This window comes from Clostridium sp. CM039 (assembly GCF_055081075.1).
This window is the reverse complement of sequence record NZ_CM143649.1, coordinates 542,525-565,932: the sequence shown is the minus strand read 5'-3', so window position 1 is coordinate 565,932 and position 23,408 is coordinate 542,525. Positions and strand designations below refer to the sequence as shown.

Genomic DNA, 23,408 nt, shown 5'->3' with positions numbered 1-23,408 from the left:
GGTCCACTATCTAAATTCCCTTACTTCAGAAAATTCCTAATTCCACATCTCAAAATCTCAAATATTTCTTCACCACTATCATTTTTATTTATAAAGCTTGGCCCGTTGAGAAATTGGTTTTGTAAACTTCTTAACCTTCTCATAAATGACAAAGGGAGATATTGACTCCTATAATCGCCTGTAATTATTTTCTTTCTTCCATTTTCGTCCTCTACTATCAAAAACATCTTGATGCCTTTTTCTTGAGCTCTTCTAAGTTCTCAGCTAATTCATCAACTGAATTTTTCCTTTCAACACCTATAGGAAAATATAACTATATATACCCATCTTTTCACACTTAGTAATGATGGCTGTATAGTCACCTGGTGACAGTTAAAACTTCTTTGATTACAAAAATTAATAGAGATAATAACTAAGACTTTCTATTGATTTTGCATAACTTTGTTACATTTTTTTCCGATTTACACATCTATGAAATTAACACATTCTTTAATAGCCTGCTTTCTAATTACAAAAAATAATCCAACTTGGATTAAAACTACTAATAAAGATAATCCACAAGCAAATAAAAATGATACATTTAAAAACAAAGAAGTATTAATAGTCATCATTGATTTAAATAAAAATAAAGTGATAATAGTTCCTAGTGTTACTGGAACAAAATATATTAAAGCAATTTGCATTGATATATTCGACTTTATCTTAGTTTTTCTTACTCCGAGTAATGTAATATTTTTATATACTGACTTATCCTGCCACATTGTATTTAATATTTTAAGACCGATTGTCATAATTGCTGAAACAATTGCGATTATAGAAATATATAGAGTAAGCAATAAATAAACAGCAAAATCAGAAATTCCACTATTAAATATGTGATATCTTGAATATGGTGTAAATTCCCACAATCTATTCGCCTCAAAGCTATTTTCTTTATACTCCTTATATTCATAATTTACTGGTTCGTTTGGTGTTTGTTTTCTTATTCTATCAATAACCCCCTTACTATAGTTTGTGCACCATTTTCCCCCGCTAGATTTAATTATTGAACTAAATAATGCATTACTAAAAACACCTGTTTCCCTCCAATTTGGTGTATTGAATATATATGTTTTAAATATATATTCCTTTTTTGTTTCGCTTCGCAGCTTATTAAACAAAGCGGTATCTATAACGTAAAAACCTTTTCGTTCAACTGCTGTATCTTCATTCATAATCTTATCAATAAATTTTATTCCTTTATTATTAAGAGTGAATTCTTTTTTTGTAGTAGTATTTAGTAGAGTTATAGGCCCAATAGGTTGTGAGTGATATTTACTTAAATCACTATTTTTGTCAGCAGATATAATATTAATATAAGAACCTGGCTCAATATCAAATTTTTTACCAGTAAGGTTATATACTGTTTCTTCACTTACAAAATTGATAGGGCCCCATTCATTATATTTTTTTAAGTACTCACCTAAAATGATTGTATCAAACTTCTTGAAGTCCTTAAGTTTAATATTATTATCTATTGCTAATTTTTTTATATCACTTTCATTAAAACCTCCTTGTTGAAATCCTACTTTAACCATATAATCATAAGGATCAACATAGATTGTACTTAAAATACCCGATATCATTGGAGTAGAAGTAAAAGCAATACCAAAAATTCCAACTCCAATTAGAATAGTCGAGACAAATAATGGTAAAGTATATTGTTTTCCCTTTGATTTTATCAAATTAAAAAACACAATGTTTTTGTAATAATAGCTAGGACTAATTTTTTTAAACAAAACACCTATGGATGTAATCTGTACTATGAATAAATACAATCCAACTAAAGATGCTATTAAAAAATATATCTTAGTGCTTGAAGTAAATAAAATGATTCCTACAGGTATCATTACTATACCAACTAAACCCAAAACGAAACTATCACCTTTATTATCATCGACCTGTTCTTCAGCCTTAAGTATCTTTATTATGTCTATCTTTTTGATATACCTTGAAGTTAGTACTCTAGTAATAATCATGCATAAAATTGAAAATAAAATTGCAATAGCCATTCCAGTCCATCCAATAGAAAAAGCTGTTTCTTCTGTTTTTAGAAAAATGGTTAAAATAGTACAGCTTAGCCACGAAATTAATATTGAAAAGAGTAATCCCAATAATGTAGCTGTTAAGAAAATTATATTCAGCTCTTTCATAACAATTTTGCATACATTTTTACGTCTGATTCCAAGAGAAATGAAAACACCTATTTCCCTTGACTTATATCTTATAAATAACGAATAAGCATATATTATAAATACAAATGTTCCTATTAATGTAAAGGCAAACATGCTTAATGTAATTTGTTGCGTCGAACCATCATCCGTGAGTACTTTGGTAACTGTTGGACTAAATTGGAGAATTCCATATCCTCCAATCATTGCAACTGCAAATATGATTGATGAAATAAACAAAGCGTATTGCTTTATGTTATTTTTAAATAATTTTTTAACAATAGTGTTAAGCGTCATAAGTCTCACCATTTATTCCTTTCATAAAATTTAAAATATCATTTAAAAATTCTCTAGGAGGTGTGTTTCTAACTAGTTCTTTGACAATTTGTCCATCCTTTAGTGCCACTACTCTATCTGAATGAGATGCTGCAAAAGCATCATGAGTAACCATAAATATTGTTGCTCCTAGATTTTTGTTTGCATCTATAAAAGTTTCTATTACTGCTGAACTTGACTTAGAATCCAAGTTTCCTGTTGGTTCATCTGCTAATAGAATGGATGGATTGTTTGAAAGTGCTCTTGCTATTGCTACTCGTTGTTTCTCTCCACCAGATATTTCATTAGGATATTTGGTTTTTATCGTTTCTATTCCGAAATTTTCCATAAGATCTTCTGTTCTTTTCATCATTTCCTTCATATCCTTACTGGCAATAATTTGGGGCAGAAATATGTTTTCAATTACTGTAAGTCCATTAATCAGCATATAATCCTGAAATACAAATCCTAATTTATTCTGTCTCACATCTGCAAGCCTATCCTCATTAATATTTAAAATATTTACTCCATCCAAAAGAATTTGACCCGATTCTGCATGTATAAATCCTGATATACAATTAAGTAGTGTGGTTTTACCACTACCAGACGGCCCCATAACAGCCACAAATTCGCCTTCATTAACTTTCAAATCAATATCCCTAAGAGCAATATATTCACCCCCCTTTGATACATAAGTCTTCTTTAAACTCTTTACTTCTAACATTTTTTCTCCTCCTCATTCTATATTATAAGCAAATATTAGCATGCTGATATGCTAAGTTCAATCTTATAAATTGAGGTGTTGTAACGCTTGGTAGTTATTTTGTAACGTTTGGTAATGTTTTTGCAAATTTCATAATTAACACTGTATAAATTGTAAAATACTACTACTATTAAATCATGTTATAATATTATTAGCGTAAATTTAGAATGATTTTCTTAAAAGATTGGAGGAACAACATTTATGTTACAAATCGCTATATGTGAAGACGAATTTAAACAAAGAAATATGCTGAAAAATATTCTGACAGGCCAGATTAAAGAGAATAACCTTGCTGCTAAAATAAATGATTATGAAAGCGGAGAACAGTAGTGATGTGTATATAATAAATTTTAAAGATAAAACTCATAAAATTAACTTTTTGGATATAGTGTATTTTTTTAGTGATAAGAGGATTATTAGACTAATCTGTAAGCAGGGGGAATATGAATTTTATTCGAAGCTTGATGATGTAGAAAAAGAGCTTATTAATAGAAATTTTATACGCTGTCACCAAAGATATTTAATAAACCTAACTAATATAAGTAGCATTGAACAAAATCATGCTATTACTACAATTGGATACAACGTTCCAATAAGTAGAAACAGATATAAAAAAACTATAATAACGTTTGCAAAACAAATACTGAGGTAGGGTGCTTTATGAAGATAATTGCAGTTATTATTCCATTCATTATTTTAATTATTATTTCGCTTATAGAAACAATAATTTTATTTAAATTACTTAATGCATTTTTAACGAAAAGAGACTCGAAAATATTTTCTGCATTAAACTTTTTGGGCTTATTTGTGATGTGCACGATACCTCTTCAGTCAGGAGATATTGAAAATATTATATATATATTTGTTATCTACTTGATTATAGGATTACTCTTTTATAAAGACGTAAAAATAAAAAAGATTTGTGCCGTGTCCATGGTTTCCACCATCTCTGTAAGTGTGAAAATGTTGGCTGCTAGAATAGCTTTTTTTTTCCCAATCTACGAATATAAATTTAATGACATAGTTGAAGCTTCTTTAAGAGTTCTGATTTATATTTTAATATATTTTGCGCTTTATAAGGTTGTATTATGGGCTAAAGAAATTTTATCCAGCAAAATATGGGCACTCATATGTACTATGTCTTTAGCTACCTTTACATCCATTGTTTTTAGCATTGTTCCTTTTATATTCAAGACAAGCACTTATTACAACCTACTTGTAATTGCGATAATGACTTTATATATTTTAGGTATTATTGCTACGTTTTATCTTATTAAAGAAATTGCTTTAGGTGCCAAAGCTGACTCCTTAAATAAACAATTAGTAATGCAGATGGAACATTATACTGATATAGAAGAAAATCAGAATATCACAAAGAAAATATTGCATGATATGAAAAATCACTTAGGGGTTATAAACTCATTTTTGTATGAGGGGAACATTGAAGAGGCAAGGCATTACTTAGGCAATGTGACAGAAAGCATAAGCTCTATGTCACTTCATACATTTTGTGTGAACAAAGTAGTAAATTCAATTTTGAATAACAAACACAAAAAGTTTATTAATTTAGATATAAATGTTAACATGAATATTTATGTTCCTGAGCAATTAAATATTTTGCAAACGGATTTGTGCAGTATATTCGCAAACACTATTGATAACGCAATAGATGCCTATTCAAAAATACAAGATAAAAACTCCAGGTTTATAAATATTAAGTCAAATACAGATAAAGGCTATTTTGTTTATGAGATTGAAAACTCAAAGATAAATCAGATAAAAGTAAACGGACTGAGATTTATCACTAATAAAAAAAACAACCTAATACATGGATATGGGGTAGATATCATTAGGGCTGTAGTCACCAAATATAGTGGGGATATAGATATAGAATATACAGATAATACTTTTAAAATAATAGTTTTTATAAAGTTGTAATAATTTTACTAATATTTGAATAAGAGGTAGTAACCGCAAAGCGTAAATTTACCACGTCAAGACATGTATTCCCAAAATTGCATATTAGTATGTTGACTAAATATTATATTATTCAGCAACTTTCATGCGCCACCAAATGCCCTCGTCTGTTTCCCTATATTTTTCCATTCCACATTTTTGCAAAACTCTGTGTGAAGCAATATTGTCTTTTTCTGTTTCTGCAATGATAATAGAAACATCATGTTGACTAATAGCCCACTCACAAATAGCCTGTGCTGACTCGGTCATATACCCATTTTTTTGATAGGTACTATTGATACCATATCCTATTTCAACCTCACCATTTCCATCTGGACATTTCATAAAACAAGCACTACCAATAGCCTTATTTTCTGATTTTAAAATAATCTGCCAATTTGTGTACCAAAAATATCTATCTCTATTTTTTACAGCTTCCTGATATAATCCCTCCATTGCTTCTTGAGTATTTCCATCTAAGTATTCATTTGAAGCACTTAAATTTAACTCCTTCTCCATTTTATCAATTCCATCAAGCAATAATTTAAACTGCTGAAGTGTCAAAGGTATAATTTTTAAACGTTCTGTATTTAACTCCATTTAATTTTTCTCCTTTTCTTTCTATATTAATAAAGTATTCTGTAAACCAATGAATCCATTATGAATAAAAATACTCGTTAGTTTAGACCTTATATATGGCTTGTTATTTGTTTATATGGAACCAAAATAGTGTGTAGTTACAATAGGACATTCTCACACAACTTTTTCATCATAATTCCTCCTAATCTAGTATCTTTTCTACTTAAATTGTACCATTTGAGCATATAAATCTAAACCTTAAAGACAGTTATTAAAAAAAAATGAGCCAATACAGTAACAAAACTGCATTGGCTCATTTCGAAAGTTAACCATTATTTTTTTGTTCCCTTATTATCCTTTGTATACTTTTCAAGGATAAAAAATATTTTCCAGCTAACTCTTGTGAACTATGACCCACCAAATAATCTTCATAAATCTTTGTATTTCGTTTATATAATTCTTGACGAGTAGATGTCCTGGCTCCCCATTCCTTTTTATTGCTTGATTTTCTTGGAATATAGATAAACTCACCATCTATATATTCCTGGACCTTTTCAATCAAATCATTGGGGAGTATATAAAGTACTTTGTTATAGCTCATCTTTGCCCTCCTAAAGGTTTTATTTCTATTAGGAATAGCAAAGGCTATGTGTTTTAACTGCTCGTTGCAATAGCCTTTGCTATGCAACAATAACAATTGGATTAAACATATACTTTCAAACCTCCTTTTACATGATCTTGTAAATTATAATATCATACTTATATTACCACAAATGCCATCACAATCTATTTCCTAAATGAAAAAAGTCTACACCATTTATGGTACGGTTCAACTCAACTAATTCTAAATATATTTAAAATATGCAGATATATCACAATCTTCGAATATTGCGAATGCTCATTACAGTCCACCATTATATTTTTTTTGTGCCATAAATATCATAATTAAGCCCCATACAATGAATATCCCATAGAATATCCAACCATATGCTGTCTTTGATATGAAATTAATAATACCCATCAGTATCATTCCTATTCCCATTATAATACATGCTTTACCCATTTTTTCTGTATAAGATTTTTTATCTTTTTCAGCAACCCTTGTATAATGATAATCATGTATTAGCGTTATCTGTTCTTTTTTCCAAATACGCCATCCTATAAAGATTAAAGCCAATCCTATAACTAAAAGTATCATAAATGAAGCAAACATCTAATCATCTCCTACATATAAATAATTTCAAGTTCTTAGTTTATTACAAGTATGACATAAAATATTTATTTGTAATAAAAATCATTTAATTCATCATTTTTTACAAGTTAGACATATCCCCCGCTATTCTTTAACGGAGGGCTACCTTTGTATAACCATGACTTTTCAAATACTTCTTATATTCCCTACACTAATCAATTAAGTATTCATCTTGCCATTATAGACACAACCTACCCAAATATTCTATAATTAATTCGCCATTTCTGAATCGGTTTATCTTTTAAATAAAACTTCAATTCTATTATTTAAACAGTTTCTTTAATATATCAAAAACACTAAAACTTGTACGATTATAGACACGGTTATAGGCCGCCTTTTTAGGATTTGTAATCCAACCATACCCACGTGGTGCTTTTATTCCTAAGCTATTCTTTATTATCCTCTTGGGACTTATCCTACTACTAATCATTTTCTTTACGCTTGGTTTTCTTAGCCCGAATTTCATTATAATCATCTCCTGAAATATCACTATTTTTTAAAATTATTATCCCAAATCCACCCTCTACGGCTGATACGAACCCTGAGTATAGTATATCATATTTTTTGGAAATTGTTATTTTCTAAGATACATCTAATATTTTTCAACTTTCAATAAACTCATTATGCTCATAACGTAATACATCCCGCCTGACGTAAACTTGCCCTTTCCCTTTAAATAGCAGGCAAAAATTTCAAGACCGACCTTATTTATTGTCTTGAGGCAGTATACGGTATCGGTCGTTGATTTATGCCTATTGCTTTCAAAACATATTCATTCATTTTTGTTCACCTGTCCTTTCTATCTTTAAGTTTAACGACAGTTCAGAAGGAAAGTCTCCCACTTCTATAAGCGGGAATTACATACCCTAACAAATAGAAAATTTCAGTAGGAGTACAACTCTCCTTCTGAAGTCGTTAATATTTCAACTCCGCAGGAGATGATTTAATGCCAAAAGGTTTAGAAAAGATTATTATTATATAAAAAGAATATGTAAGGAAACAGATAATTGCTCTTTTCATATGATTTCTCTACATTCAAAATATATTTAACGCTCATTTTCCTTTAAATTTAACATATATATGCAAAAAAATAGAAGGCAGCATTATATACTGTTATTGGCAAGTACTTTTGGAGAAATTTCGGCAAACTATTTTACTGAATTTATCCCAGTATATTTTTCCCATTTAACTGCTAAAATATAGATTTTCTGTGCTCCAACCTATAGCTCTTTCCAATCATGTTAAAAAGTTCGCACCTATAAGATATTCTATCTAATACAGCTGTTGTTAATGCTGGGTCTCCTAAAAGCTCTACCCATTCTTCGAATCCTTTGTTAGAAGTTATAATTAGTGATGCCTGTTCATGAAGGGATGATATTAATTGAAAGAACAAATTAGCCTCATCTCTAGTTATAGGAAGATATCCGACCTCATCAATTATAACGAGGCTTGAAGAAAGGATTCTATTTAGTTTACCTTTGCTTTTTCTTGATATCTGCTGAGTTTTCAAAACATGCATCAGATTATCCATAGTTACAAAACTTACCTTATAACCTGCCTCAACGGCTTTATAACCCAAGGCAATAGCTGTGTGAGACTTCCCAACGCCCGGTGGGCCTAAAAATATAAGATTATACATCCTATCTATCCATTCCATTTCCATGAGTCTGTTTATTTGTTTCTTTGTTATTGATTTTTGAAATAGAAAATCAAATTCCTCCATTGTCTTTTTAACTGGAAAGCCAGCATATTTAAGTCTTTTTTCTTGTGTTTTCTGATCCTTCAAACCAACCTCATTTTTAAGTATTGATAACAGAAAGTCTTGATAGGAAACATTACCTAACTCGCCTTTTTCAATAATTTTATCTGCATCTACATTTAAATAGTTTAGCTTAAGATTTTTGGCATACTCTTTGATTAATTCTAATTTCTCCATGATTGCTTGTCCTCCTTCAAAGCATCAATATAGTCACTTATACTTCTTACTTCCGGTTTTAACCCTCTATACTTTGATGGTATAGATAACTTGTCAATTACAGATTTTTTATCAACTTTTGCAATATCCTGTATCGCAAGATATTCAAGGGTTTCTTTAAACATTCCAGCACTCCACAAGTTTCGTATAACACAATAATTCAATGCTTGTTCTATTAGCGAAGCTTCATATGAATGTACTATATTTAGTATTGATCCAAATTGATCTTTGCAGTATCTTGGTTTTTCACGTTTTATGCCATCTAGTAGCATTTTTGCATTTTCAGTTTTACCGAGAGCAAAAAACAATCTTTCATAAACTTGGTCAATAGAACTGTGAATATCCCTTTCGGGATGAATTATTTTTATAAGTTCACCCTGCCTTGTACTTACTTGATGACTTGCTATTAATACACCTGTATCAAAATCAACTATATTCATTTTGGAGCCTTTTATCATTAATTTAAGTTCTTTACCTGGGCTATAAGTTCCTTTGGGCACTTGATACCTGTTCTGTTTATACAAAATTACATTGTTTTTTCGTACAGCATAAGTTAAACTAGTATTAGATGAATTTTTTTCAAAGAGTTCAGGTACTGGTAGCAAGTGTTTCTTTTCGAGAGCAAACACTTCTGCCGGTATTTTTTTCGTTATTTCATGTTTTTTACCATTGCCTGTTCTATCTAGCCATTTGAATGAGTCTTCATTAAAGGAATCAACATCTATAAATACTCTGTTTATAGCAAAGTTATATTTTGAGTATTTTACCACAGATTCTATTTTCCCCTTACTTTGAGGATCAAAACCTCTACAAAGCCTAACTTTATATTTCATAGTATTAATATAATTTTGAAAACCTTCGGTATAAATAATGTCTCCAGAATTCTCGGCTACTGCAAGCACACGATCTTGGTCATACACTATTTCAATAGGCATACCACCAAGATATTCAAAAGCTCGATTATGAGCATCAATAAAAGAGGCGGTAGTAAATGGTTTGTCTGTCCAAAGTATGTATTTATACCTTGAATGTGATAAAACCATTGCAAAGCAATACACTTTTACTTTGTTTCCATTTAATCTTTTGAGCCATATTTGACCCATATCAACCTGAGCTTGGTAGCCCATGGGAAGTTCATGTACTTCCTCAAATTGTCTTATTGGCGAAGCCTTAGGCAGATTGTATTCTTTCCTTAAATTACTAATATAAAGCCTTAAAGACCTTTCTTTAAATTTTACATCACCATATCTTTCCTTTATCCAATCAAGTACTTGTGCTGCTGACATATCTCTGAAATCAGTAATCCATTCTAAAATATCATCTTTGTAGATATCAATTTTTTTATGTCTATTCTTCGATTGAATAGTGACTTTAGCATATTCACCAGGATCCATGTCCCAATACTTTTGAACTGTTTTGTAATTTATATTTAGAGCTCTTTCAACCTGTGATTTATTAAATCCAAGTGCTTTATATTGTTTTATTTCACTAAACATATTCCATCCTTTCAATTTTAAATTCCCCCTCTGTAAAATATATCTCTAATTGTATCAGAGAAGGAATTATTATTGTACTTAACTGGAAATTATTCTCCTTTTTTGTTTGCCGAAATATCACCCTTTTAGTTTACCGCTAACATATACCATCTCCTCTACAATAATTGTATATGATTATTTAAAGCAAAACTTAAATAAAGTAATCAAATAATTAAGAATCAATTATTTGATCGCTTTTTAAATACTTTTATTTTTTTTTAAATATCGGCAATTTAACTTTTATTTTTTCCGGATTATTTAGATTATAAATATTAGAAACTAAATCGTTTATTCTTTTTTCGCTATCGTTTATTTTATTATCAGCTAGGGCTATAATGTCAGAATATTTATTGTTGCCTATTATTTCTGTAACATTAATAATAAGAGGATGTTCTAATAAATCCCCAGAATAGCCTCTTATGCATCCTTCAAAAGAACTTTTAGCCATAATTTGATTTTTAAATTTTATATCTATAGTTGAATTAAGTTTCACTACACAACCATCTATAACAGCTTTACTAACCGTGTACTCAAGTAATGAAGAATGAATCAAAACAACCCAATACTTGTTTTCTTCAAGAATATTAAATACTTCCAATTGATTATTCACATTTTCCTTAAACCATACACTTACGAATTCATAATTTGCATTTATTAAATTATAATTATCCTTTTTTAATTCATGTAATTCTTTTGAAAGCATAGCAAGTCTTTTTCTCTTAATCAGAGAAATTTGACTTAATTTTTTCACAGGTATATCTTTATTACCTTGCATTCTATTTTTATAATAAAACTGTATAACATCACTGTTAATTATAGATGCTATGCAATATAGATCATCAATACTGGTTTTTCCACTTGGGATGATGTAATTAAATCTTCCACCATCTTGCGGTAATACTAATTCATCAACAATTAATGCATCAAATTTACCATTATTTCTGTCTTCGACAAGGAACAATTTATATTTATTTAATATTGATTCCTTACCATTATTTTTATGAAGTCTCGCCCTCCAAATCACATATCTATCATGATATATATAATAATATTTTTCATAATAATATTTTTCCATGTGTTTTTGAAAAATGAACTTAACAATTTTATTATCATCTAATTTTCTAATTAATTTCCCATTTCTAATATTTTGTCCTATATAGTCTCTTGACGTTTTATTTAACTTTGATAAGTCACCACTAAAAACATATTTTTCAATCTTTTCTTTTAATCCTTCAATGGTTTCATCAACTAAATAATTCACATCACCTGGTCCAACTCCTGCATTCAAATTCCCATAATATGAAAGGTCTACAGATTGTTTCTCAATTTTATCCAGAAGTGTTTCATCCTGAGAATAGTTAATAATATATCCTTTTCTATTTAAAATTTTACTTTGGTCTATTTCTATAAATGGCATTAACTTTATATTTATTTCTGAAAAATCTTCTATTGCATTTTTATTCTTACATTGCCCATTGTTTTTATTTATTTTACATATAGCTCTATATTTATCAATAACTTCTGGTACATTACTCAAATCTAAATATTTAAACTTATTATTACAAGACTTTTCCTTAGTCATTACAATTATAGCAGTGCCTATGGATGCTTCTGGTAAAAACATGGAGCTTCCTCTCTCACTTATTCTGTTGAAATTTACGATGTAATGAATTTTATAATTTTGAATAATATACTTTCTAAGCCATTTATAAGTATGTATAGATAGGTATGTGTTTGATGTAATTAAAGTTATAATTCCATTGTCTTTAATTAAATGGTCCGCAATACCCATAAAAGAAGCATACATATCTCTTATTTTACCTTTGTTTTTTTGGTCATCAGGAACTTTGCCTTTAAATCCAATGTTATCCCAGGTGAAGTCAATTTCATTTCCCTCTTCATCAAAATTATTCTCTGGATATATAAATGGTATTAACTGTTTTTTAACAAACTTTGTTGGCGATTGCACACCATAGGGTGGATTTGTTATAATAATATCATATTTTTTATTCTTGCTATCGATTATTTCTTTTCTCTCTTTAAATGCCTCCTCTGCGTCCTCTTCCATAATTAATAACTTTTCCTGTTGAATTTTATTTTCCATAGTTAGGTCATAACTGTTAGTTCTAAATAATCTTATCTTTTCTATGGGATACTTTTTTAATATTTCTCCATTAGTTCCATAAAGTTGTATAAGTGCAATAAATATATTTATATCTGCTATACTCTTACTTAAAGGATTTATTTCAAATCCGTACATATGCTCCTCTACTTTTCTTTTTATATTTCTATCTTTCAAAGTAGCATATATAATTCCATTATTAATAGGTTTATTGCTGGCACATTGATTTATTTGAAGTATTCCTTCATATAAAAATGATCCACTGCCGTAGGACATGTCCAAAACATCTACATAATTACTTTCTTTGTCATATAAATCTCTTCCCTTTGTCTTTCTCAAAACTTCTCTTGTCAGCTGCCACATAAATCTTACTATAGGCTTTGGTGTATAGAATTGTCCTAATAAATATCTATAAGATTTGTCTCCCTCGTCTTTATTACCTTCAAGATAATGTTCATAAATATCACCTAATATATCCTGATTTAATTTTTTAAAGCTAATGTCATTAAATAATTTTATGAAGTTAATTAAATTATAGGGCGAAATATAATCCAGTACCCATGAATAAATATCTTTTTTCAGTATATACGAGTACTGCTTTAAATCAGTTTGATTAAATTCATATACATTTTTAAGATATTGAATAAATTCCTTTTCCCCTTCCTTAAATTTTTTAGTCAGTATTCCATCTGATAAATATCTATTCTTATATCCTTCATAAACAAACTTAGTATTCTCTGTACTTAAATCTTCAAGACACCTAAGAAAAAATGTTTTATTAATAAGACTATATATAGAAGTTAACAAAAATGCTTCTATATTTTCTTTGTTTTCTACAAATCTATTTATTGAAGAAGATTTAACCTTAACATTTATAAAAATATTTTCTATGTAATTCATTTCATATCCCCATAGAAAAAAGCTCTTACATATTCTATTTTTTATCCCTTCAATATTTAAGGTTTCAATAGTTTTTAAAGCTTCTAAAAAGTCTGGCTCTATATCCTCTTTCAAGCTATTTACTGCATTGTATAAATTAGTTCTGAAATTCTGCCTAACCCCATAGTTTGAAATACTGTTAGTTCTATCATAATCTACAGGATTAATAAAAACATGTTTCTTAAAAAGTGATCCATAGCTTAAATTTTTTAGAATTTTCAAATCGTTCTCATTCATATAATTAAAATGTATATTACCATATAGGTATCTTTCAAATAACTCTTTTTCGTATTTACTAATAAAATTAACATTATTTAAATTAATTCCACTTTTCTTTTTAATTTCACTGGCATTGAAAATGTACATAGACACATAATCTGTGCAGCATATTACCCTTATTTTTGATTCATTAGCTTTTATATACTTCTTCAACTGAAGAAAATCTATATTTTTAATATCTCCCTTAAATAAATTATAATTTTTTGTTTCAATAATAAATTGGCTATGGTTATTTTTGTTCTTTATCTCGTAATCCCCATATATACGTATGTCAGGTATCTTAACTCCCTTGTTTAAATTCTGGCTAACATCGTTAAGAATATTCTTGGAATCATGCCCCAATGCTTTTAGAACTGTATTTATAAATATACTTCTATCATTTATTTCAAAGCCTGTATCATTTTCATGATTTTCATGAGTTTTTAATAATATTTTGTTAAAATCACTTATTTCCTGAAGTATGACTTCATTTGATATGCTAAAATTATCATCCATAAAATCCCTCTAATAAATTAATTCATATATATTTATGCTTATTTATGAGTGAATATGAATTACATACTGTAGATTAGTAACTAACAGGCAATTATATTTTTCCATTATTTCTATTAGCTACTGTTAAGTATGTTAAAATATGCTTATAAATAGAAAATGTAGCCTAACAAAACTGTTAGGCTACATTTTACATTGAAATTTTAAGATAGTTTTTTCACAATTGATTTTTCGACTACCCATTATAAGAATAATTGGAAGTTGCAATTTCTTACTTATTTCGTTTGTTTTGAGTAAACTCTCTATATTCCTTTATCTATTAGCTTGTAGGTACATGCACATAAATTAACTAGATGTAAAGTACTCCTAATTTGTTATATGGACAATGCTACTTCTTTCATAATTTTATTATTTTCTAAAACAAGCATGTCTTCTTTAAGAAATTCTTTAATATCTTTTATTTTTTTATTAACCTTCTTCTGAACTGTTTTCGATTTGATTATTTGAAAATATGTATCAAATTGTTCACTCCCATTACTATTGTATTTATATACTTCATTAAGGTACTCATTAATATATTTCTTCATAGATTGCATCCATGCGATTCGATTATATGAAATGTATGTGTTAATACGTTCCTTTTGATTATCTAAACTTTGTAACTTTGAATTTGCGTCTTGTATAGCATTACTTACTTTATTGATTTCTATTGAAAGATCATTATTTCTACTCTGAATTTCAATATTCTTATACGACAATTTATATATATTCAACTACCCATTATTAATCTATTAATTTATTCTATCTAAAATTTCTTTTATACTTGGTCTTTCTTCTGGATTTTCACATATCATCTCTAAAATAATATATTTTATTTCATCATTAATACAACTTTCATCTAAATTTTTTAAACTTTCTTGTAAATTAACAGTAACCTTTCCTGATAATAAATATATACAGACCTGTGCTAATGAATAAATATCCGCTTTTTCTCAGTTAATACTCGTTCCAATCTCTAAATTAATAACTTCTGGAGCAAAATACACCTTTAAGTTATTATTCAATATTTTTTTTTCAACTGTATTAATTACTGTGTATTTAGCATCATCAGCTGTATCTTTAGTACAATCAAATCTCGCAAGTAAAGCTTTATATTTTCCTTTTATCTTAAATATATAAAAAGAGTCAGGACATATATTCCTATGATAGAATGGTGGCTCATACTCATGCATAGATTCAATTCCACGGCATATGCCTTTTATAATGTCTAGTTTTTCATTAACGGTTATCTCGTTCAATAGTGATTTGCTAATCTTCAAAGGGCGACTTGGCAATGAATATACCTGATATTTGTAATCGCCATTACTCCCACTAATATTTTCTGATAATCTAATAATATTTGATGGATCATCAAAATTATCTTCCCATAGTTTATTAATAGTCTCAATATCCCTTTTTTGACTTAATGAAATATTATCTATATCAGAGGAAAAAATACTATACATTATTCTTCCATTATTTTCTCTTACATATAAACGTTTCCCAACATCAAGCGTTAATGACATTTCTTTACATGTATTTTTAGGTACTGGAATATACGTTCTTATGGGAATTAAAGTACTGTCAAACTTATGTTTTACCCCATAATATATCGCTAAGAAATCATGAAAAGAAGCAATTACTTTTAAACAGTTTTCACGATTAGGAATATACTTCGCATCCATCTTACTATTAACATGAGAGCTTTTACTGCCAAAATCATAAATATATCTTATAAATGTCTTCATGACTCTTCTGTTTTCAAAATCATTTTGTATATTCTTTCTATACCCATATTTTACAAATACATATTTAAATTCAGTTGTTCTATATTTACAAAGACCAATTATAATATTTTTGTAATTAATAATAGATGCTGGTGTTGTAATCTCACTTACAATTTCTGTTTCAATGTCACTTTCTGATACTTCAACATATTTCAATAATTTAATTCTTCTTTGAACCTCTTCAAATAAGGCAAATGCCTCGTAAGCTAAGCGTATTTTATGTGAAAAATCAATGTAACTAATCTTAAAGATTTGCTCTGCTTCCAAAAATATATTATATAGTCTCTCATTCTTAGTGGAATCAAAGACAAATGAAAAATTACCCTTACCAAGGGTTTCACCCTGTTCCAGTTCAATACATGACATTTTACCACTCCTCTACTGTAAATTTACACCTAATCTTTGTGGTTGTGATAAATTTTTCTTCATATCTGTAATACATTCTTTCGACTCTGTATAATATCCAGTTTCCTGTCTGAATCCACGTTTTGGATCACCCTTAAATGACAACCAATTAAAACTTGTAATAATCATGAATTTATTATCCATAATCAATACTTTTTCATGTGTATTATTTAAAGCTATAATCTCAAGACTTCCACTAAATTTTTTTGATCTTATATCATTTAATTTGTCAATAATCAATTTATCAGAATCTTCCTTTTCACTAATACCATATCCAATAACAACTCTGGTTTTCCTCTTAACCGCTTGTTCTATTAAAATTAATATTTCATTATTTAATCCACTTGATTTTATCCACGGTGATATAATAACGATAATCTCCTTTGCTTCTTTTAAAGCCCTAATTAATATTGGTCTATGATCATACGTATTTAAAATTCTATCAGCACTTCTACGTTCATCTTCCATATCTTGAATTTTTCGTTCTAATGATTGTATATGTTTATTGGCTGATTCTGCATCTCCCTCTAATTCATCTTCTTCTGAAAGTTCCTTCATCACTGTTAATTGAGTTTGTAATTGTGAAATTTCTCTTTCAATTTCATTTGACTTTTGGGTGAATTCTTTAGCTCCATTAATTATTTCGGAAGGTAATGAGTTTAATAATGAGTAGTGTTCATTTTCATTAACACTGATTTTTCTATCAAACTCAAAAATATGTGTATTGCTATTATACATTTGCAATAAAATATTCTCGTATTCTTGACGTCTTGTTTGTTTATCATAGAGTCTAAGATCAATATCTTGCGTTTTTCTATTCATATAAACAAGCACTGATACCTTATTATATTCTACATAAACCTTTTCTATATTAGGTATTGAAACAAGATTTCCTTCCAATTTATCTTTTTCATACAAATTCTCTTTTCTAAACTTATTTATTGCACTTTTCACATCTTCAAACGATAAATCAGCAATATCTGGTTTATCAATATGTGTGGCAATCGGTACTAAGTCAAAAATTTTCACCTCTTTCTTTTTATATTTCTTTTTTGTGTCCAAATAAATACTACCTAGTAAAGCATCCATAAATACTTTATATTCTACATCCTCAGGAACAATAATAGTTGCATCTTTTAATGCTGCTTTTCCTTTATCTGTGATTTTAATTTTTGAATTAAATACATCAACTGCAACTAATTCTATTACTTGCATATCTGCAACTGCAGTATAAACAGCCGCTTTATTTATCCCTAAAAAAGTACATAAATCTTCGATACTATTAATATCTTCCATAATAAACTTTAGAATAAATTCTTGCAAAATAGATATATCCTTGACCTTTTGCATCGTAAGTACCAATTCCATACAATATTGAGGAATTGCCGCTTCATAATACTTTACTATGTCTGAATTAGGTATTGCATTTGCATTTTTCTTAGCAAGTTCTTCAATTATCATTTATTTCACTTCTCCTAATGAGCAATCTTCTGTGTTTGAATATATATACTGTACAATTCCAACAAATGGATTATCTTGACCATATATGCGGATATTTTTAGTTACAGATTGATGATTTCCTACAACAATAAGAAGCTCTCTTGCTCTTGAAAATGCAACATTTAAACGCCTCGTGTCTTGTAGAAATCCAAGATCACCTTTATCATTACTTCTGACAACACTATAGAAAACTATGTCTGTTTCTCTTCCTTGGAATGCATCTACTGTATTTATCTCAATTTTCATATTTTTTAATTTATCTGAGTACTGGCTCTCATAAATACTAATTAGCAAATCTCGCTGGGCTCTGTATCCTGCAATAATAGCTACTTCCTTACTAAGCTTCAAATCATCTAACTCATCATTTATTTTTAATAAATATTCAAAAATAATATTAGCCTCGCATCTATTTCTGAATGTATAATACTGTCCAGAACGAAGTATTTCTTCTTTATTATCGTTCTTTTGAGCTGTTGAAAGCCATATTAAAGACTTGTTATCAAACATTCGAAGGGAAATAGATTTTTCCTTTTTAGATGTTCTTGAAATAAGCTTACCCTCATAAAACATTTGGCTAATAAGGTCTCCAATAACAGGATTCATTCTATATTGCTCATCAAGAATACTCTTACAACTTTCATCTAAATGATGTTCGAGGTATTCAAATAAACTAGTTTCTAAATCCTTCTTTGTAAGATTCAACTTATTATTTTGTTGATTTTTTATTAAATTCTGATCTACAACTGGCGGAAGCTGTTTATGATCCCCTACTAGAACTATTTTCTTTCCTAAATTGATAGGAACAAGAATTTCTGGTGGTGTAGCCTTACCAGCTTCATCTACAATTACCCAATCGAATTTAAGTTCAACATTAGTTCCTAAGCTGGCAATACCAAGGCATGTAGCTCCTACAATAGTAGCATCAGCTAGACTTTCTTGTAGCAGTCCATCCCCATGTTGTACTCTTTCAATCCAGTCTTTGCAGATTCCTTCTATTTTAGAAAACTTATTGTACTTTACTTGATTTTCTTTTAGCGAATTTTTAATATCAATTTTTATAGTTTCATACTCGTCTAGTGATGATACCCCTAATACTTCTTTCGACTCCGCAATATCTTTATGCTTTGAATTAATATCAGAATAAATTTTCTGGTATCTGCGTTCTAATTCAACTTTTTGCTCTGATAATTGAAAAGACTCTTCTATCACATCTCCTAGCTTGGCATTTAATGTATTTAAATTCTCTGTGAAATTATCGAAAATATTAACTAACTCTTGTCCCGATATACTATTATTCTTAACCTGTACTAATTTTTGCATAGCTGAAATTTTATCATTAATATAATTCCATTTACCATTTAATATATCAATTCTACTCTTTTCTGCTTCAACCTCCGAGAGCTCATAAACAAGAGATTCAACGGTTTTTGACAATTGCTCAATCTCTAATATCTTGCTATTCTTTTCTTGTAGAGATTCATCAAGACCAATTACATTCTTGTAGTTTGAAATTGCTTCCCTACATTTTGCAATAACTGTTGCTGTCCATTCTTGGCAAAAAGCATCTAATGTATATTTAATAACACTTTCAGAAAATTTTTCTTTAACACCAATACGAATCATTTTGATATCTGGAATTAGCTCTTTAACTTTTGTTAAAGAATGATCTACAGCAACATGCGATTGTGAAGCAATAAGAATCTTGCTTTCCGGATTTTGTTTTAATATTTGGTACACAAGTTCACTTATAAATGTCGTTTTTCCAGTACCTGGAGGTCCTTGTAATAAAAATAAATCTTCTGATGATAGTGCTTTTTCAAGACTTTCCAATTTAGATTTATCAATTAATTGCGATTTACATTCTTTTGGGTTCAATAATACATTTCCTTTTGAAGTAGCTTTTTCCGGATTAAATATGATATCGCTAATTGCAGGATTTACTATTTCTTTAAATCTTAAGTTCTTAAGAGCCTTAGTTTGTCGTCCCAATGCTATTTCAACTAAACTCTTATTAATTGAGATTTCACCAGATTGCGCAATATTTTCTACATATGTATTTCTATCAAGGTCAATAATCATCTTCCCATTTTGACAGTCACGCATGTAACCGACATTACATTCTCTATGAATATTCTTTTTTGTTGTCATTGTAAGCATATCATCCGATGTAAATTCAACTTCTTGCACCCCTTTATCCAACTCAATTTCAATACAATTTTCAGTCTCGTTCATAGTAAATCTGGTGTAACACACTGTTGATTTTTCCTGTTCAACCTTTCTACTTTGCAGTTTAAGAATTTCTTGCCATTTACTTGCAATATCCTTAATATGCATATTTTCATTTCTTAAAGAATTCTGCTTGACTTCGTAATTCATAAGTTCCTCGATAAGAACATTAGCATCAACTTCACTCGCTGATATAATCCTGTTACATAATGCTGATACTTTTACCTTATACGGAAGCTCATATGCATTTTCTTTTTTATATGTTAACTCATCATTGGTAAAGAACTTTATGCCAATTATAGTAAATCTTTTACTATTTCGATTATCGACTTTACATATGCATATATACTGTTTACCTAACAACCAATAAGCAATCTCTCCATTATCTGATTTATAAGTTCTAATATAAATCTTTCCTAATAAATCTTTTTCAATAGCTACCGCTGCTAAAGCCAATTCATCTCTATCTACATATGTATATTGATGCAACAGGCTAGCAACTCTATTAGTTAGTCCAATATTAAGGTATTTATCTTGCATAATTTTTGATTTAGCATGACTAATATCTCTTTTAACTTCAGAAATATTCCCATATCTTAATGCTGTTTCTGGTTTAAGCATTTTTATAAGGATATCTTGTATACCTTCTAGCAAAGTACTTATATCTATGGTTGTCTTTTCTTTTACCTTTTCCCCTTTGAATATTTCATAAAAAATAATTCCAAGTGAATAAATATCACTTTGACAAGTAACATCCTTTCCCTGTGCTTGTTCTGGAGAACGGTATTTAGGCGTCGAAAAATTACCAACTGTATATTCCCTATAGAAAGTGTCGGTAAGTTTACTAATCCCAAAATCAATAATTTTTACAACATTTTCTTCATTAAACATTATATTTGAAGGTTTTAAATCTCTATGAACAATATTCTTTTTATGTAGATATTCTACTGCTCCAAGAACCTGTTCCATCAATTCTAGTTTGGGATAATAATCATAACTGCATAAATCCTCAAATGCCTCTTCAAAGTTTTTTCCTTTGACATACTCTAAAACAATATAAAATTTGCCTAACGCCTCATCCAATCCTTTGTCAATAATTCTAACTATATTTACATGTTGTGCTCTCTCTAATGATTCCACCTCTCGATGAAAAATTTTTTCTTGTAAATCGTCGTCATTATTAGCACATTTATCAAACATTTTGACTACTACCCTATTATCACTATCATCATCGCATAAATATACCTTAGACATATTCCCGCCTGGTATTTCTCTTATTACACGATACTGATCATCTATATAACTAGCCCTTTTTCCCATTTTCCCTTCCTCTCCTACCGCTTTTTAATATTTTCACTTGCTTTTTCCGTTGAATATTTTTAGGATTGTCTACAAACTCATAGCCATATTTTTATCTAATATCTACTTTATTACGTTAATACTCCCTGCATCTTTATTGAATAAATTCATATAAATATTAAATACTCTACTATATTAAGGTTTTTCCTAAGATAAAAATTTTATTTTGTCAACTTCTCATTTTAGACACTATTAGAACAATCAAAGTAAGGAAAACTAGTTTCCACCCTTTTCCTAAGCTCGTCTACTATCATTATACAACAAATTTTAGCATTATATTATTATTTTACCTATGATACTTCTTTTAGTTTTCATCTATGCTTTAAACCGAAACCCTTACCTTTTCTAATAAAAAAAGATAGCAAAACCTTCATACGTTTTGCCATCTTTTTTAATCATCGCACATTTACATTTTCTTTTAAGTAGCGAACAGAACTCCACATGCATTAAATCGTTCAAATAAATTATTAGCATGTGTGTTATCTCCTAACTGCTTATTTTCTTAAAAAACAATCATTTTTTCTATTACTTTGAAATAAAATATATTTTGAGTATGGTTCACCTATCATATTTTAAATTCATTCATCATTTATTATTTTTCTCCAATCATATTAACTACCCATTATTAGCCTAATGGGTAGTTGAGTAATAAGAAATAATTTAATTACTTTACTGTAAAACTCTACAATTAGCATTTCTATTTTTAAAAAAAAAAAAAAAAAAAAAAAAAAAAATCCAAATTTTTTCTTTTTATAGAATGGTTCAATATTATTTGCGTACTACTTACAAACTCAGAATCATAGGGTACCAAGTCAATAAAAATACCTTTTAAGTGACTCATTGCAACATTACTTATTCCATCAAATATTTCTCTCCTATAACCCATAAAATCTACTACTAAATAACTCTGTTCACTTTCCTTTACCATTAGTTGCAAATAGGCTGCCTGTACATTTTTTTGCTTCTTCAAATATTCAATTAGATTATTACACCTTCAAAATGATCCATTTCATGTTGAATTATTTGTGCTGTAAACCCATTAAACACTTGCTTTTGCTTGTTAAAATTTCTATCAAGATACTCCACCTCTATCATTTCATATCTCTTCATTTTTCTAAAGCCAATTAAAGATAAACAACTTTCTTCTGTTTCATAAAGCTTTTCTTTTTTTAATATAACTGGATTTATCATAGGCACAATAAGGTTGTCTACAGTAAATACCAATATACGCTTTTTTGCTCCAATCATATTACCAGCCAATCCAACACAATGCTCTAAGTTTGCACTTAATGTATCTATTAAATCATCAATTACTACTATATCATTTTTAGTTGCCTCTTCTGATTTTTGTCCTAAAAACAATATATCTTTTACAATTGGTTTTATCATAATTTATACCTCTTTTTCAGTTATATTTTTTATAAAAAATAAGATATGATTTTAAAATATATCGTATAACCTAAGCATATTAAATAAATTTGCTTGACTATATCCTTTCCCATAATTAGCTATAAGTTCTTCACTTAATACACATCCTTAACTCAAAAAAATTATAACATAAACCAATGACACTTTTAATATCATTGGCTTATTTATTAAGAATATAAGCATGAATGGTAATAGATCCAATCTTAGAGATATACCTTACTATCTTCTACTCTGTACCCGACAAATC

The 23,408-nt window shown here is 28.7% G+C and carries 19 protein-coding genes; 3 read left to right on the top strand and 16 right to left on the bottom strand.

The annotated features are described in order from the left end of the window. Window positions 1-20: 20 nt before the first annotated feature. From ACWJJ2_RS02575 to ACWJJ2_RS02565, 3 genes are all read right to left on the bottom strand, one after another. Window positions 21-221, bottom strand: coding sequence for a hypothetical protein (locus tag ACWJJ2_RS02575; protein ID WP_462953788.1), 201 nt, complete (start codon window positions 219-221; stop codon window positions 21-23). 240 nt (window positions 222-461) lie between these two features. Further along, window positions 462-2,450: an FtsX-like permease family protein gene (locus ACWJJ2_RS02570; protein WP_462953787.1), complete on the bottom strand. Its 1,989-nt coding sequence runs from the start codon at window positions 2,448-2,450 to the stop codon at window positions 462-464. Window positions 2,451-2,496: 46 nt separating this feature from the next. After that, entirely contained in the window at window positions 2,497-3,249 is a 753-nt protein-coding gene (locus tag ACWJJ2_RS02565) for an ABC transporter ATP-binding protein (protein WP_462953786.1), read from the bottom strand. 240 nt (window positions 3,250-3,489) lie between these two features. Between ACWJJ2_RS02565 and ACWJJ2_RS02560 the strand changes: the two genes are divergently transcribed. Genes ACWJJ2_RS02560 through ACWJJ2_RS02550 form a run of 3 tightly spaced genes read left to right on the top strand, consistent with a single transcriptional unit; the run spans window position 3,490 to window position 5,226 of the window. Beyond that, complete coding sequence (locus ACWJJ2_RS02560; RefSeq protein ID WP_462953785.1) at window positions 3,490-3,618, top strand: hypothetical protein; 129 nt, start codon at window positions 3,490-3,492, stop codon at window positions 3,616-3,618. Continuing rightward, the gene (locus ACWJJ2_RS02555; protein WP_462953784.1) at window positions 3,593-3,940 is read left to right on the top strand and encodes a LytR/AlgR family response regulator transcription factor; all 348 of its coding nucleotides are present in this window, start codon (window positions 3,593-3,595) and stop codon (window positions 3,938-3,940) included. The genes ACWJJ2_RS02560 and ACWJJ2_RS02555 overlap by 26 nt, the downstream gene beginning before the upstream one ends. An 8-nt stretch (window positions 3,941-3,948) precedes the next feature. Beyond that, window positions 3,949-5,226, top strand: a complete 1,278-nt coding sequence (locus tag ACWJJ2_RS02550) for a sensor histidine kinase (protein WP_462953783.1) — start codon at window positions 3,949-3,951, stop codon at window positions 5,224-5,226. A gap of 108 nt (window positions 5,227-5,334) precedes the next feature. On the opposite strand, the gene ACWJJ2_RS02545 is transcribed toward ACWJJ2_RS02550, so the two are convergent. From ACWJJ2_RS02545 to ACWJJ2_RS02485, 13 genes are all read right to left on the bottom strand, one after another. Then, complete coding sequence (locus tag ACWJJ2_RS02545; RefSeq protein ID WP_462953782.1) at window positions 5,335-5,844, bottom strand: GNAT family N-acetyltransferase; 510 nt, start codon at window positions 5,842-5,844, stop codon at window positions 5,335-5,337. A gap of 304 nt (window positions 5,845-6,148) precedes the next feature. Further along, window positions 6,149-6,424, bottom strand: a complete 276-nt coding sequence (locus ACWJJ2_RS02540; RefSeq protein ID WP_462953781.1) for a CD3324 family protein — start codon at window positions 6,422-6,424, stop codon at window positions 6,149-6,151. 300 nt (window positions 6,425-6,724) lie between these two features. After that, a complete protein-coding gene (locus ACWJJ2_RS02535; RefSeq protein ID WP_462953780.1) occupies window positions 6,725-7,036 on the bottom strand; it encodes a DUF3784 domain-containing protein in 312 nt (103 codons plus the stop codon). Window positions 7,037-7,337: 301 nt separating this feature from the next. Next, window positions 7,338-7,541 (bottom strand): hypothetical protein, encoded by a 204-nt coding sequence (locus tag ACWJJ2_RS02530; protein WP_462953779.1) that lies wholly within the window; start codon window positions 7,539-7,541, stop codon window positions 7,338-7,340. 726 nt (window positions 7,542-8,267) lie between these two features. Next, the gene (istB, locus tag ACWJJ2_RS02525; RefSeq protein ID WP_258280588.1) at window positions 8,268-9,011 is read right to left on the bottom strand and encodes an IS21-like element helper ATPase IstB; all 744 of its coding nucleotides are present in this window, start codon (window positions 9,009-9,011) and stop codon (window positions 8,268-8,270) included. Then, the gene (istA, locus tag ACWJJ2_RS02520) at window positions 8,999-10,561 is read right to left on the bottom strand and encodes an IS21 family transposase (RefSeq protein ID WP_258280587.1); all 1,563 of its coding nucleotides are present in this window, start codon (window positions 10,559-10,561) and stop codon (window positions 8,999-9,001) included. Before istA ends, istB begins: the two co-directional genes overlap by 13 nt. A 232-nt stretch (window positions 10,562-10,793) precedes the next feature. Beyond that, window positions 10,794-14,420: an HsdM family class I SAM-dependent methyltransferase gene (locus tag ACWJJ2_RS02515; protein ID WP_462953778.1), complete on the bottom strand. Its 3,627-nt coding sequence runs from the start codon at window positions 14,418-14,420 to the stop codon at window positions 10,794-10,796. 371 nt (window positions 14,421-14,791) lie between these two features. Beyond that, the gene (locus tag ACWJJ2_RS02510; protein WP_462953777.1) at window positions 14,792-15,190 is read right to left on the bottom strand and encodes a hypothetical protein; all 399 of its coding nucleotides are present in this window, start codon (window positions 15,188-15,190) and stop codon (window positions 14,792-14,794) included. A gap of 219 nt (window positions 15,191-15,409) precedes the next feature. Further along, the gene (locus ACWJJ2_RS02505; protein WP_462953776.1) at window positions 15,410-16,609 is read right to left on the bottom strand and encodes a protein kinase family protein; all 1,200 of its coding nucleotides are present in this window, start codon (window positions 16,607-16,609) and stop codon (window positions 15,410-15,412) included. A 12-nt stretch (window positions 16,610-16,621) separates the two neighbouring features. After that, window positions 16,622-18,109 (bottom strand): phospholipase D-like domain-containing protein, encoded by a 1,488-nt coding sequence (locus ACWJJ2_RS02500; protein WP_462953775.1) that lies wholly within the window; start codon window positions 18,107-18,109, stop codon window positions 16,622-16,624. Next, a complete protein-coding gene (locus ACWJJ2_RS02495) occupies window positions 18,110-21,694 on the bottom strand; it encodes an AAA domain-containing protein (RefSeq protein ID WP_462953774.1) in 3,585 nt (1,194 codons plus the stop codon). It lies immediately after the preceding gene. Window positions 21,695-22,436: 742 nt separating this feature from the next. Continuing rightward, on the bottom strand, window positions 22,437-22,703 hold the full coding sequence (locus ACWJJ2_RS02490) for an enhanced serine sensitivity protein SseB C-terminal domain-containing protein (RefSeq protein ID WP_462953773.1): 267 nt from the start codon (window positions 22,701-22,703) through the stop codon (window positions 22,437-22,439). 8 nt (window positions 22,704-22,711) lie between these two features. After that, window positions 22,712-23,122, bottom strand: a complete 411-nt coding sequence (locus tag ACWJJ2_RS02485; RefSeq protein WP_462953772.1) for a peptide deformylase — start codon at window positions 23,120-23,122, stop codon at window positions 22,712-22,714. Window positions 23,123-23,408 lie beyond the last annotated feature (286 nt).